This is a genomic window from Streptomyces sp. NPDC088762 (genome assembly GCF_044750905.1).
GTDB lineage: Bacteria > Actinomycetota > Actinomycetes > Streptomycetales > Streptomycetaceae > Streptomyces.
The window spans coordinates 247,966-261,839 of sequence record NZ_JBIVKT010000007.1 but is presented as its reverse complement, the minus strand read 5'-3'; the positions used below and the strand labels follow the sequence as shown (position 1 = coordinate 261,839).

11 protein-coding genes are annotated in these 13,874 nt (G+C 72.3%); 1 reads left to right on the top strand and 10 read right to left on the bottom strand.

The genetic code is table 11. The features are described 5' to 3' along the window. The first annotated feature begins 10 nt into the window (after window positions 1-10). A complete protein-coding gene (locus ACIP5M_RS19145; protein WP_401198442.1) occupies window positions 11-1,870 on the top strand; it encodes a protein kinase in 1,860 nt (619 codons plus the stop codon). 66 nt (window positions 1,871-1,936) lie between these two features. On the opposite strand, the gene gatB is transcribed toward ACIP5M_RS19145, so the two are convergent. From gatB to ACIP5M_RS19095, 10 genes are all read right to left on the bottom strand, one after another. Continuing rightward, entirely contained in the window at window positions 1,937-3,427 is a 1,491-nt protein-coding gene (gatB, locus tag ACIP5M_RS19140; protein WP_401198555.1) for an Asp-tRNA(Asn)/Glu-tRNA(Gln) amidotransferase subunit GatB, read from the bottom strand. Between the two features lie 38 nt (window positions 3,428-3,465). After that, window positions 3,466-3,711: a hypothetical protein gene (locus tag ACIP5M_RS19135; RefSeq protein ID WP_401198440.1), complete on the bottom strand. Its 246-nt coding sequence runs from the start codon at window positions 3,709-3,711 to the stop codon at window positions 3,466-3,468. Further along, window positions 3,708-5,207, bottom strand: a complete 1,500-nt coding sequence (gene gatA / locus ACIP5M_RS19130) for an Asp-tRNA(Asn)/Glu-tRNA(Gln) amidotransferase subunit GatA (RefSeq protein ID WP_401198439.1) — start codon at window positions 5,205-5,207, stop codon at window positions 3,708-3,710. Before gatA ends, ACIP5M_RS19135 begins: the two co-directional genes overlap by 4 nt. A 5-nt stretch (window positions 5,208-5,212) precedes the next feature. Then, window positions 5,213-5,509 (bottom strand): Asp-tRNA(Asn)/Glu-tRNA(Gln) amidotransferase subunit GatC, encoded by a 297-nt coding sequence (gene gatC / locus ACIP5M_RS19125; protein WP_165335824.1) that lies wholly within the window; start codon window positions 5,507-5,509, stop codon window positions 5,213-5,215. A 349-nt stretch (window positions 5,510-5,858) separates the two neighbouring features. Continuing rightward, a complete protein-coding gene (locus ACIP5M_RS19120) occupies window positions 5,859-7,889 on the bottom strand; it encodes a putative bifunctional diguanylate cyclase/phosphodiesterase (protein WP_401198553.1) in 2,031 nt (676 codons plus the stop codon). 539 nt (window positions 7,890-8,428) lie between these two features. Beyond that, window positions 8,429-10,630: an NAD-dependent DNA ligase LigA gene (ligA, locus tag ACIP5M_RS19115; RefSeq protein ID WP_401198437.1), complete on the bottom strand. Its 2,202-nt coding sequence runs from the start codon at window positions 10,628-10,630 to the stop codon at window positions 8,429-8,431. A 30-nt stretch (window positions 10,631-10,660) separates the two neighbouring features. Then, window positions 10,661-11,644: a methionine synthase gene (locus ACIP5M_RS19110; RefSeq protein ID WP_401198436.1), complete on the bottom strand. Its 984-nt coding sequence runs from the start codon at window positions 11,642-11,644 to the stop codon at window positions 10,661-10,663. Further along, a complete protein-coding gene (locus ACIP5M_RS19105) occupies window positions 11,641-12,330 on the bottom strand; it encodes an SDR family oxidoreductase (protein ID WP_401198434.1) in 690 nt (229 codons plus the stop codon). The genes ACIP5M_RS19110 and ACIP5M_RS19105 overlap by 4 nt, the downstream gene beginning before the upstream one ends. Window positions 12,331-12,395: 65 nt before the next feature. Beyond that, complete coding sequence (locus tag ACIP5M_RS19100) at window positions 12,396-12,740, bottom strand: DUF1330 domain-containing protein (RefSeq protein ID WP_401198432.1); 345 nt, start codon at window positions 12,738-12,740, stop codon at window positions 12,396-12,398. A 54-nt stretch (window positions 12,741-12,794) separates the two neighbouring features. Next, window positions 12,795-13,841: a GlxA family transcriptional regulator gene (locus tag ACIP5M_RS19095; RefSeq protein WP_401198431.1), complete on the bottom strand. Its 1,047-nt coding sequence runs from the start codon at window positions 13,839-13,841 to the stop codon at window positions 12,795-12,797. Window positions 13,842-13,874 lie beyond the last annotated feature (33 nt).

The following is a 13,874-nucleotide window of genomic DNA, read 5'->3' as shown; positions in this document are numbered from 1 at the left end:
TGGGGGGAAATTGACCAGCCAGAACCTGCACATCGGTCCGGACGCGGCAGCCGACCGATATCGGTTGCTCCGCTCCATCGGGCGCGGCGGGGAGGCCGTGCTCTATCTCGCCGAGATCGAGCTCGCCGGCGGGGCCGAACCCGTGGTCGTCAAGGTGCTCGACTCCAAGACGACCATCACGCCCGAGATCTTCGACCGGATCAGCCGTAAGTGGAACGAGCAGGCGGAACTGCTGCGCTTCGTCCACCGACCCGGTGTGGTGGGCGTACGGGAGCACTTCGAAGGACCGCCGATCCACCGGCCCGGGGAGTCCTCGACCCTGACCGGACGGGCGCTCGTCCTGGTCATGAACCACGTCGACGGACTCGACCTGCGCGACTGGCGGGCGGAGCGGACCCTGGCCACCGCCGCCGAGCGGCGCGAGGTGATGCGCACGCTGGAGCAGCTGGCCGACGTACTGGACTGGCTGCACTCTGGGAAGGCCACCCCCTCGGGGCGGCAGGTGATCCACGGCGACCTCTCCCCCGGCAACGTGATGGTGGACGAGTACGGGCAGGCCACGCTGGTGGACTTCGGCCTCAGCAAGCTGACCGCCGACCACCAGACCGCCGAGGTCTGGTTCACCCCGGGCTACGCGGCCCCCGAGGTCTTCGACGGCAAGCGGACCCCGGGCACGGACCGGTACGCCTTCGGGGCCATCGCCTACTTCCTGCTGAGCGGGCAGTCGCCGCCCACCACGCCCGAGCAGCTGGCCCGGGCGCTGGCCGCGCTGCCGCAGATCGCCGTACTGGACGCCGAGCAGCGGGCGCGGATCACCGCGATCTGTTCGGCCGACCCGGCCGAGCGGCCGGTGAGCCTGGCGGGCTGGATGAAGGACGTCCGGCACGCGGTGGTCTCCACGACCGCCTCGACCTCGCGGCCGGCCTCCGTCCGGGACGCCCCGCCGAGGCCGGCCGCGCCGCCGCCCGCGCCCCTGGCACCTCCGCAGCCGGTCGACCCGCCCGGGGCAGCGCGGCCCGCGGCCGCACCACCGCCCGTGGAGGCGCGGTCAGGAGAGGCGCAGCCGCCCGCCCCCTACGTGCCGACGGCGCCGCTGACCACCCCCGACCCGGGGCCGGCCACGGTGCCCGAGTCGGTTCCCCCGGGGTACGGACCGGCGTACCACCCGAGCGCGGCCCCTCCCCCCGCCCCCGCCCCTGAGCCGCCGCGGCCGGCCGGGAAGCGGCGGACCGGCCTGGTCCTGGGTTCGGTGGCCGCCGTGGTGGTCCTGGCGGCGCTCGCGGTGGTCGGCGTACAACTGCTCAAGGACAAGGACCGGGGAGCCGGGCAGGCGTCGGGCTCGGACGGACCGGCGGCCGTCGCGTCCGGTCAGCAGACCCCGTCCGCGACCCCGACGCCCAGCGCCTCGGCGAGCCCCGGTGGCGACTTGGTGGAACCCACCGCCACCGCCTCGAAGCCCGCGGGCGGCGCCGCACCCGGGGTCAACGCCGCCGACCTGACCGTTATGAACCCCGTCGACGGGTTGGGCGACTTCACGGTCGGAGCGGCGAAGATCAACACGAAGCAGTACGGCGCGGCGTTCATCGCCGACCTGGGCTGCAACGGCGACGCGATCGCCGAGTTCGACCTCAACCGCGAGTGGAAGTACCTGGACTTCACGGCCGGAGTCGACGACGGCTCCAGCAAGGAGAGCGGCCGGGTCAGCATCTCGCTCGACGGCCAGCCGGCCGCCTTCTCCGAGCTGGTCGCCCTCGGCCATCCGGTCACCAAGAGGGTGGAGGTGAGCGGCGCCCTGCGCCTGCGCATCAAGGTGGACGCGGGGTGCGACATGGGCAAGGTGGTCATCGCCGCCCCGCAGCTGACGCGCTGAACCCCGGAAACGCAAGGCGGCCCCACACCGGAGAACCGGTGCGGGGCCGCCTTCGCGTCACGGGTCCTACTCGGAGACGCCCAGGCGCTCCAGGATGAGCTCCTTGACGCGGGCCGCGTCGGCCTGGCCGCGGGTGGTCTTCATGACCGCGCCGACCAGGGCGCCGACGGCGGCGATCTTGCCGCCGCGGATCTTGTCGGCGATGGCCGCGTTGCCCGCGATGGCCTCGTCCACGGCCGCGCCGAGCGCGCCCTCGTCCGAGACGACCTTCAGGCCGCGCTTCTCGACGACCTCGTCCGGGGTGCCCTCGCCGGCGAGGACGCCTTCGAGGACCTTGCGGGCCAGCTTGTCGTTGAGCGAGCCGTCCGCGACCAGGGCCGCCACCCGGGCCACCTCGGCCGGGGTGATCGGCAGCTCGTCGACGGAGACGCCCTGCTCGTTGGCGTTGCGGGCCAGCTCGCCCATCCACCACTTGCGCGCGGCGGTCGAGTCGGCCCCCGCCTCGATCGTGGCGACGATGGAGTCCACCGCGCCCGCGTTGAGGATCGACTGCATGTCGTGCTCGTTCACGCCCCACTCCTCGCGGAGCCGGTTGCGGCGCACGCGCGGCATCTCGGGCAGGCCGGCGCGCAGCTCCTCGACCCAGTCACGCGACGGGGCCACGGGGACCAGGTCGGGCTCCGGGAAGTACCGGTAGTCCTCGGCGTTGTCCTTGATGCGGCCGGCCGTGGTGGAGCCGTCCTCCTCGTGGAAGTGCCGGGTCTCCTGCACGATCACGCCGCCCGACGTGAGGACCGCCGCGTGCCGCTGGATCTCGAAGCGGGCCGCGCGCTCGACGGAGCGCAGGGAGTTGACGTTCTTCGTCTCGCTGCGCGTGCCGAAGGGCGCCTGGGGGCCGGGGCGCAGCGACAGGTTCACGTCGCAGCGCATCTGGCCCTTGTCCATACGGGCTTCGGAGACGCCGAGCGCCTTGATGACCTCGCGCAGCTCGGCGACGTACGCCTTGGCGACCTCGGGAGCCCGGACGCCCGCGCCCTCGATCGGCTTGGTGACGATCTCGATGAGCGGGATGCCGGCGCGGTTGTAGTCCAGCAGGGAGTGAGACGCGCCGTGGATACGGCCGGTGGCGCCGCCGACGTGCAGCGACTTGCCGGTGTCCTCCTCCATGTGGGCGCGCTCGATCTCCACGCGGAAGACCTCGCCGTCCTCCAGCTGCACGTCGAGGTAGCCGTTGAAGGCAATCGGCTCGTCGTACTGGGAGGTCTGGAAGTTCTTCGGCATGTCCGGATAGAAGTAGTTCTTCCGGGCGAAGCGGCACCACTCGGCGATCTCGCAGTTCAGCGCGAGGCCGATCTTGATGGCCGACTCGACGCCGATCGCGTTGACGACCGGGAGGGAGCCGGGCAGACCGAGGCAGGTCGGGCAGGTCTGCGAGTTGGGCTCGGCGCCCAGCTCGGTGGAACAGCCGCAGAACATCTTGGTCTTGGTGCCGAGCTCGACATGGACCTCGAGGCCCATGACGGGGTCGAACGAGGCGAGAGCGTCCTCGTACGACATCAGTTCGGTGTAGGTGCTCACGGTGAAACTTTTCCCTCTCAGCCCAGCAGGACGTCGTCGTCGCCCAGGCGCTTCAGCTCGCGGTACAGGATCGCGAGGCCGGTGACGATGGCGGCTGCGGACACGACGGCGTCGACCAGCCTCAGCGTGTCGTTCTCCAGGCGGGCCTTCTTGGCCTGCTTGATCACGCTGACGGCGCCGAAGGCGGTGGTGCCGATCGACAGGTACGTGCCGGACTTGGACTTCTTGAAGCCCTTGGCCTTGGACAGTGCACTGGTGCTCACAGCGACGGTGCCTCCTCAAGCAGCGGGTGACCCCAGCGCGCGACGAAGGCGGCTTCGACGGCCGCGCCCACCTTGTACAGGCGGTCGTCCTTCATCGCCGGGGCAATGATCTGCAGGCCGACCGGCAGGCCGTCCTCGGGCGCCAGGCCGCACGGCAGCGACATGGCGGAGTTCCCGGCCAGGTTGGTCGGGATGGTGCACAGGTCCGCGAGGTACATGGCGAGGGGGTCGTCGGTGCGCTCGCCGATGGGGAAGGCGGTGGTCGGGGTCGTCGGGGAGACGATCACGTCGACCTGCTCGAAGGACTTCTCGAAGTCCTTCGAGATGAGGGTGCGGACCTTCTGGGCGGAACCGTAGTACGCGTCGTAGTAGCCGGAGCTGAGCGCGTACGTACCGAGGATGATGCGGCGCTTGACCTCGTCGCCGAAACCGGCTTCGCGGGTGAGCGCGGTGACGTCCTCGGCGGACTTGGTGCCGTCGTCGCCGACGCGCAGGCCGTAGCGCATGGCGTCGAAGCGGGCCAGGTTCGAGGAGCACTCGGACGGCGCGATCAGGTAGTACGCGGCCATCGCGAGGTCGAAGGACGGGCAGTCCAGCTCGACGATCTCGGCGCCGAGCTCCTTGAGGAGCTCCACCGACTCGTTGAAGCGCTGGACGACGCCGGCCTGGTAGCCCTCGCCGGCGAACTGCTTGACCACGCCGACGCGCATGCCGGCGACCGACCCGTTGCGGGCGGCCTCGACGACCGGCGGGACCGGCGCGTCGATGGAGGTCGAGTCCAGCGGGTCGTGGCCGGCGATGACCTCGTGCAGGAGCGCGGCGTCCAGGACCGTACGGGCGCAGGGCCCGCCCTGGTCGAGGGAGGACGAGAACGCGACCATGCCGTAGCGGGAGACGCCGCCGTAGGTGGGCTTGACGCCGACCGTGCCGGTGACGGCGGCGGGCTGGCGGATGGAACCGCCGGTGTCCGTGCCGATGGCGAGGGGCGCCTGGAAGGCGGCCAGCGCGGCCGCGGAGCCGCCGCCGGAGCCGCCGGGGATCCGGGTGAGGTCCCACGGGTTGCCGGTGGGGCCGTAGGCGCTGTTCTCCGTCGACGACCCCATGGCGAACTCGTCCATGTTGGTCTTGCCGAGGATGACGACGTCGGCTTCCTTGAGCTTGCGCGTCAGGGTGGCGTCGTAGGGCGGGATCCAGCCTTCGAGGATCTTCGAGCCGACGGTGGTCGGGACCCCGACGGTGGTGAAGATGTCCTTGAGGGCGAGCGGGACGCCGGCCAGCGGGCCGAGCTTCTCACCGCGCTCGCGCTTGGCGTCGACGGCCGCGGCCTGGGCGAGGGCGCCTTCGCGGTCGACGTGGAGGAAGGCGTGGACCTTCTCGTCGGTCGCGTCGATGCGGGCCAGGTGGGCCTCGGTGACCTCGACGGCCGTGAGCTCGCCGGAGGCGATCTTCTCGGCGGTCTCGGCGGCCGTGAGCCTGATGATGTGGGTGTCAGCCATGGTGATTAGTCCTCCCCCAGGATCTGCGGCACCTTGAAACGCTGCTGCTCCTGGGCGGGAGCGCCGGAGAGCGCCTGCTCGGGGGTGAGCGAAGGACGGACCTCGTCCGCGCGCATGACGTTCGTCAGGGGCAGCGGGTGGGAGGTCGGCGGTACGTCTTGGTCGGCGACCTCGGATACGCGGGCGACCGCGCCGATGATGTCGTCGAGCTGTCCGGCGAAGTGTTCCAGCTCTTCGGCCTTGAGCTCCAGACGTGCCAGCCGAGCGAGGTGGGCGACCTCCTCGCGCGTGATGCCAGGCATGCAGCGATCCTCTGGGGGTGGTGAGTGTGTAGGTTTCGGGCCCAATCCTATGGGGCCCGCCCCCTGACCCGCTAAACGGTTTGCCGTGGCTGCGCGCGGGGGCCGGGTCCGGACCGCTGCGCGGGGCTTCCCGGGCTCCGCCCGTACCCGCGCCTCAAACGCCGGCGGGGCTGGATCGGGCTACCGCCCGGCCGCCGGGTGCGGCTCACCGATCCGGGGCTCCGCCCCGTACCCCGCGCCTCAAACGCCGGCGGGGCTGAATTTGCCCCCGCACCGCTGTCAGGTGCGGCTTCCACCCTGCCGGGCGGCACGTGGAAGCGAAGCGGCGCGTCCGCGCTTGCCGGCGGCGTCAGCCGGCGTCGGCGTCCGCCGCGGCCAGTTCCGCCGAGATGTCGGCCGGGCGGCGCCAGCCCCGCTCGCCGCGGGCGAGGAGCCAGGCCGTGGCCTCCTGCGGCGGCATGGCGGCCGCGACCAGCCACCCTTGGACCGCGTCGCAGCCCAGGTCCCGCAGCCGCTCCCACGTCTCGTCGTCCTCCACGCCCTCCGCGACGACCAGCAGCCCCAGCGAGTGCGCCAGGTCGACCGTGCAGCGGACGATCTCCGCGTCCTGCGCGTCGACGGCGAGGCGGCCCACGAAGGAGCGGTCGATCTTCAGCTCGCTGACCGGCAGCCGCCGCAGGTGGACCAGGGAGGAGTAGCCGGTGCCGAAGTCGTCCAGGGACATCTTCACGCCGTGGCCGGTGAGCCCCGCCATGGTGTCCGCCGCCCGCTGGGGGTCCTCCAGCAGCACGTGTTCCGTTATTTCCAGCTGGAGCCCGCTCGCCGGGACCCCGTGCCGGGCCAGTCTCGCCGCCACCGCCCCCGCGAAGCCGGGCGTGTGGACGTCGCGCGGCGAGACGTTGACGGCGACCGGGACCTTCAGGCCCTGGGCCCGCCACCGGGCCACCTGGGCGAGGGCCGTCTCCAGCACGTACTCCGTCAGGTGCGGCATCAGCCCCGAGGTCTCGGCGATCGCGATGAACTCGTCCGGGGACACCCGGCCCCGCTCCGGGTGCACCCAGCGCACCAGTGCTTCGAGCCCCGCCACCTGCCCGTCGAAGCGGACCTTCGGCTGGTAGTGGAGTTCCACTTCGCCCGCGTCGAGGGCCCGGCGGAGGTCGCCGAGGAGGCCGAGCCGGTCGGGCGTGTTGCTGTCCCGCTTGGACTCGTACACCTCCACACCCGTGCGGTCCCGCTTCGCCTGGTACATCGCCACGTCCGCGCGCCGCAGCAGCCCCTCCGCGTCCAGCGCGTGCTCGGGGAAGACGGCGAGTCCGGCGCTGGCCTCCAGGACGAGGGTGAGGCCGTCCAGGTCCAGCGGGGAGCTGAGCTCCGCCACCAGGTGGCGGGCGATCCGCTGGGCGCTGGTGGTGGAGTCGGCGACGGGCAGCAGGACGGCGAACTCGTCGCCGCCGAGCCGGGCCGCCTCGGCGTCCTCGGGCAGGGCCTGGCGCAGCCGCTCGGCGATCTGGAGGAGGAGGCGGTCCCCGGCCAGGTGGCCCAGGGTGTCGTTGACGGCGCGGAAGCGGTCCAGGTCGATCAGCACGAGCGCCGCCCGGGTGCCCAAACGTTCAGCCTCGTCCAGGGCGGACCAGGCCCGCTCGAGCAGCCACTGCCGGTTCGGCAGTCCGGTCAGGGGGTCGCGCAGCTGTTCCTCGGCGCGGGCCCGGGCGATCCACAGCGTGGAGTCCAGGGCGATCAGCGGTACGGCGAACAGCGGCAGCAGCACCGGCTGGGTGACCGCGACGGCGCAGATCAGCGGGGCGATGCCGAGCAGTGCGACGGCCACCAGTGCCTGGCGGACCAGGGCCGTACGGGCGACGGTCGGCAGGCCGCCGCCGCGCGGGGCCAGCGCGAGCCACAGCAGGACCCGGGTGACGCACAGGTAGGTGACGGCGACGAGGATGACCTCGGGGACCGCGTCCAGGCCCCAGCCGGTGGGCTTCCACGGGGACTCGACGGACGGCGCCTCGCCGAAGGCGGCGAGGACGAGGGCTCCCGCGCCGATGCCGAGGACGTCCACGGAGCCGTGCAGGAGCCCCTGCCGCCAGCGGTGCCGGCGCGCGGCCCCGACCAGGGTGACGACCGCCAGGGAGACGAGTCCCGCGGGCACCCACCCGTAGAGGATGAGCACGCCGAGGGTGAGGGCGGCGCCCGATCCGGTGCCGCCCCACCAGCGGTCGCGGCCCAGCGCGACGAGGTGGCCGACGATGATGCCGGTCAGCAGGGCCAGTGCCCAGCCCACCGAGCCACCGGGGAACAGCGCATGACGACCGGTCAGGGCGGATGCCACGCCGGCCGCGAGGACGACGACGGAGAGGCCCACGATGGCGAGCGCCATCACCCGGCGGCGCCCTGGTTCTCCCGTACCGAGGTCCAGCGGTCGGGTCTCCGGCGTCCTGGCTCCCAGGACACCGAGCCGGCCCGCCCGCATGGACGGGATCTCCCCGCCGAATTCAGGTGACGGGTCGGCGCTTTCGGTGGGTTTCATGCCCGTCCCTCTCACAGCCGGCGGTGCCGATGTCACGCAATGGCCCTGACGTCATGCCATCACGGCCGGACATCGCGTCCTGCAGCCGTGCACGACAGGCGCACCCCTCAACAGTAGGACGCAGGAGGCTCCCAGGGGCAGCGGTCGGCGGTGGTTGCCCGAATGCGACCCAGCCATCCTCATCAGTACGGTATCCGCCGAACGGGTGAGTTTGGACCAGGACCCCCCGGTCACCCCTCCGATGATCCGACAGGTCACCGCCCTGCTACCAGCCTTGTACCGGCCGTTTACCACCGGTGGACGCGCCCGGCGTGCGCCCGCCCGTACGGCCGCACGCCACGCATCCGTTCGCCTTCGCTACTCCCCCGAGGCGATTGCCTTCTTCCGTCCTACTGCTCTTCGCCCCCGCCGTCCACCGGAAGCGCGGCTTCCCGCGCCGCGTCCGGGCCTTGCTCCAGCAGGACCTCGAAACCGGCGTCGTCGAGGATCGAGAGCTTCAACTGCACGGCCTTGTCGTACTTCGAGCCCGGGTTGTCGCCGACCACGACGAACGAGGTCTTCTTCGACACGGAGCCGGTGACCTTGGCCCCGCGGCTCTGCAGGGCCTCCTTGGCGCCGTCCCGCGTATGGCTCTGCAAAGTGCCGGTGACGACGACGGTCAGCCCCTCCAGCGGGCGCGGCCCCTCTTCCTCGGCGGAACCTTCCTCCTCCATCCGGACCCCGGCCTCCCGCCACTTGCGCAGGATCTCCTGGTGCCAGTCGACGGCGAACCATTCCTTGAGGGAGGCCGCGATGATGGCGCCGACGCCGTCGGTGGCGGTCAGCTCCTCCTCGGTGGCCTGCTCGATGCGCTCGATCGACCGGAACTCGCGGGCGAGCGCCTCCGCGGCGACCGGGCCGACGTGACGGATCGACAGGCCGTTGATGATGCGGGCCAGCGGACGGCTCTTGGCCGCCGCGATGTTCTCCAGCATCGCCAGGGCGTTCTTCTTCGGCTCGCCCTTCTGGTTGGCGAAGACCGTGACGATCTTCTCCTCGCCGGTCTTCGGATCCCGCTTGGGCAGCCCGCTGTCCGGGTCACGGACGTACGCCTTGATGGGCAGCAGCTGCTCGATGGTGAGGTCGAAGAGGTCGCCCTCGTCGAGCAGCGGGGGCTCGGCCGGCTCCAGCGGGGCGGTGAGTGCGGCGGCGGCCACCATGCCGAAGTTCTCGATGTCCAGGCTCTGCCGGCCGCCGAGGTAGAAGAGCCGCTCGCGCAGCTGGGCGGGGCAGGTCTGCCCGTTGGGGCACCGGACGTCGATGTCCCCCTCCTTCATGGGCCGCAGCTCCGTCCCGCACTCGGGGCAGACGGCAGGCATCACGAACTCCCGCTCGGTGCCGTCGCGCAGGTCGACCACCGGGCCGAGGATCTCGGGGATGACGTCGCCCGCCTTGCGCAGGACGACGGTGTCCCCGATGAGCACGCCCTTGGCCTTGACCACCTCCTGGTTGTGCAGGGTCGCGAACTCCACCTCGGAGCCCGCCACCGTCACCGGCTCGACCTGCGCGTACGGGGTGACGCGACCGGTGCGGCCGACACCGACCTTGATGTCGATCAGCTTGGTGTTGACCTCTTCGGGGGCGTACTTCCAGGCGATGGCCCAGCGCGGGGCGCGGGCGGTGGAGCCGAGGCGGCCCTGGAGGGCGATCTCGTCGAGCTTGACGACCACGCCGTCGATCTCGTGCTCCACGGAGTGCCGGTTCTCGCCGAAGTAGGCGATGAACTCGCGCACCTCCTCGAGCGAGGAGACCACCTTGTTGTGCCGGGCCGTGGGCAGGCCCCACTCGCGCAGCAGCTCGTAGGCCTGCGACTGGTGGTCGATGTCGAAGCCCTGGCGGGCGCCGATGCCGTGCACCACCATGTGCAGCGGCCGGGTGGCGGTGACCTTCGGGTCCTTCTGGCGCAGCGAACCGGCGGCGGCGTTGCGCGGGTTGGCGAAGGGCTTGCCCTCGGCCTCGACGAGCCGGGCGTTGAGCTCCTCGAACTTCTCCATCGGGAAGTAGACCTCGCCGCGGATCTCGACCAGGGCCGGGATCCGGTCACCCTTGAGGCGGTCCGGGATCTCGGCGATGGTGCGGACGTTCGGCGTGATGTCCTCGCCCGTGCGGCCGTCGCCGCGGGTGGCGGCGCGGGTCAGGCGGCCGTTCTCGTAGGTGAGGTTGACCGCGAGGCCGTCGACCTTCAGCTCGCACAGGTAGTGGTAGTCGGCGGTGCCGGCGTCCCGGGCGACCCGCTCGGCCCAGGCCGCCAGCTCCTCGTCGTCGAAGGCGTTGTCGAGGGAGAGCATCCGCTCGCGGTGCTGGACGGAGGCGAAGTCCGTCTCGTACGCCCCGGCCACCTTCTGGGTGGGCGAGTCGGGCGTGCGCAGCTCCGGGTACTGCTCCTCCAGCGCCTCCAGGGAGCGCAGCAGCTTGTCGAACTCGGCATCGCTGACGACCGGCGCGTCGTTCACGTAGTACCGGAAGCGGTGCTCCTCGACCTGCTCGGCCAGCAGCGCGTGCTGCTCACGCACCGCCGCCGGTACTGCCGTGTCCTGCTGTTCGGCTGCCATGCCGTGTCCTCCCGTGCCCCGTCTCGACCGTCACTCAGGGTTGTCGGCGAGCGACCTCGCCGCCCTGACGCAATGCGCCTGCGCCGCGCGGGCGTAGGCGGGTGAAGCGCCCGCCAGACCGCACGACGGGGTGACCACGACGGACTCCGCCAGAGTCCCCGGGGCCAGTCCCAGCCTGCGCCAAAGCTTCCTGACACCCATGACGCTACCGGCAGGGTCTGACAACGGGCCGTCGGTGCCCGGCACCACTCCGGCGTAGAGTTTCGTACCGCCCTCGACGGCTTCCCCGATGGCGTCGTCCTCGCGCTCGGTGAGCAGGGAGAAATCGAACGACACCCCCGCGGCGCCGGCCCGCCGCAGCAGGCCGAAGGGCACCTCGGGCGCACAGGAGTGCACGATCACCTCGCCGTCGTGGACGGCGAACAGCTCCCTCAGCGTCCCTTCGACGACCTGCCGGTCGACGGCGCGGTACGTCCGGTAGCCGCTCGCGGACCGCACCCGCCCGAGCAGGACGGCGGTGAGCGAGGGCTCGTCGAACTGGAGCACGATCCGGGCGCCGGGGATCCGCTTGCGCACGTCGGCCAGGTGCTCGCGCAGCCCCTCGGCGAGCGATCCGGCCAGGTCGCGGCAGGCGCCCGCGTCCTGGAGCATGGCCTCGCCACCGTGCAGTTCGAGAGCGGCGGCCAGCGTCCACGGCCCGACGGCCTGGACCTTGAGCTTGCCGGTGTATCCCTGGGTGAACTCCTCCAGGGCGTCGAGGTCCTCGCCGAGCCAGGACCGGGAGCGCCGGGTGTCGCGCCCCGGGCGGTCGCTCACCCGCCAGCCGCTGGGCTCGACGTGCGCGTACATGTCGACGAGCAGCCCGAGCGAGCGGCCGATCATGTCCGCGCCGGGCCCGCGGGCGGGCAGCTCGGCGAGGTACGGGAACTCCTCGAAGGAACCGGTGACGGTCTTGGCGGCCTCCCGGGCGTCGCCGCCGGGAAGCGATCCGATGCCGGTGGCGCTCGCGGTCATCGGCCGGGCCTCACGCTCAGGTCGTTGACCTCGGCGTCGCGGGGCAGGTCGACGGCCATGACGATCGTCGTCGCGACGGATTCGGGGTCGATCCATGCGGCCGGGTCGTAGTCCTTGCCCTCCTGCGAGTGCACCTTGGCCTGCATGGGGCTGGCGGTGCGCCCCGGGTAGACGGAGGTCACGCGGATCCCGTTGCCCTTCTCCTCCTCGCGCAGCGAGTCTGCGAGTGCCTTCAGCCCGTGCTTGGAGGCGGCGTACGCGCTCCAGTCGGCGTGCGCGTGGAGCCCGGCGCCGGAGTTCACGAAGACGACGGTGGCCTTGGAGGCCCGCAGGGTGGGCAGCAGCAGCCGGGTGACCTCCGCGGGGGCGATCAGGTTGACGTTGAGCTGCTGGTGCCAGGTCTTGGGGCGCAGGTCGCCGACGGGTCCGAGGTCGACGATCCCGGCGATGTGGAGCAGGGAGTCGATCCGCTCGGGCACGGGCTGCTTGGAGAACGCCCACGACAGCCGGTCGGGGTCCGCGAGGTCGCCCACGAGGGTCCGCGCGCCCGGGTAGCGCTCCACGAGCTGCCGGGCGCGGGCGGCGTCGCGGGCGAGCAGGACGAGGTCGTCGCCGCGGGCGTGCAGGCGGGCGGCGACGGCGGCGCCGATGCCGGAACCGGCACCGGTGATCAGGTGAGTAGCCATACGGCCCATGCTCGCATCCGCCCGGGCCCCGCCGGCGCCTCGGTCCGCCGCTCCCGGCGGGCGGGTCACGGTCCGGCGGTCTCGCGCAGGGCGGCGGCGCGCCCCGCGGCGTCGTAGTCGGCGGGGACTCCTTCGACCAGGACGGCCTCGCCCGGGATGTGGTCGGTGCGCAGCGGGAGGATCGCCTGGTAGGCGGGCGAGGCGTACCAGGCGCGGGCCCGTTCGATGTCGGGGAAGGAGATGACGACGACCGTGCCGGGGAAGGGGCCTTCGATGACCTCGACCTCCTTGCCGTGGACGAGGAAGCGGCCGCCGAAGGGGTCCATGGTGGCCTGGATCTCCTCGATGTAGCGGATGACGTCGTCGTTGATGGTGGGCCGGCGCAGGTGGGCGATGGCGTACGCGGTCATGTCGGTCTCCCCGGTGTGGCGGGCCGGGCGGTTCCGGCCGTTGCACCCAGGCTGTCAGCGGGCGTCGGCGGTGGCGATTACCTCCGGGGTCATGGTGTGCGGGCCGAAGGTGCGGCGGTAGGCGATCGGGGAGACGCCGAAGGCGGTCCGCATGTGCTGGCGCAGGGAGTTGGCGGAGCCGAAGCCGGCGCGGTGCGCGACCAGGTCGACGGGCAGGTCGCTGGACTCCAGCAGCTGGCGGGCGACCTCCAGGCGCTGCCCGGTGAGCCACTGCACGGGGGTCATGCCGACCTCGTCGCGGAACCGCCGGGTGAAGGTGCGCAGGCTCATCCGGGCGTGGGCGGCGAGCTCGCCCAGGGTGATCGGCTCGGCGAGGCGTTCCAGGGCCCAGGCGCGGGTGGCGGTGGTGGTGGCGACCGTGGGGGCGGGGACGGGGCGGTCGATGTACTGGGCCTGCCCGCCGTCGCGCCAGGGCGGTACGACGCACATGCGGGCCGCCCGGTTGGCGACGGTGGTCCCGTGGTCGCGGCGGATCAGGTGCAGGCACAGGTCGACCCCGGCGGCGACGCCGGCGGAGGTGAGGACGTCGCCGTCGTCGACGAACAGGACCTCCTCGTCGACCTGGACGCGGGGGTAGGCCCGGCGGAACTCGGGTGCCAGGTTCCAGTGGGTGGTGGCGGGGCGGCCGTCGAGGAGCCCGGCGGCGGCGAGCACGTAGGAGCCGGTGCAGATGGAGACGAGCCGGGTGCCGGGGCGGATCCCGGCGATGGCCGCGGTGACCTCGGGGGGCAGGGGTCCGCCGTGGGCCAGCTCGGGCATGGCGTGGGTGGGCGGCAGGATCACGGTGTCGGCGGCGGCGAGGGCTTCCGGGCCCGCGGCGGGCTGGACGGTGAACCCGGCGTCGCTGAGCACGGGGCGGCCGTCGGCGGTGCAGACGGTGACCTCGTACAGGGGCTGCCCGGCCTCGTCCACGGCGCTGCCGAAGACGCGGGAGGGAATGCCCAGCTCGAAGGGGGGCACACCGGGCAGGGCGAGCACCGCGACGCGGTGGGGGCGCCGGCCGGCCACGGCCTCCGCTGTCGTTTTCCGTGCGCTGTCCATGGCCAGATCCTGTCACACCATGGCCATCCGGCC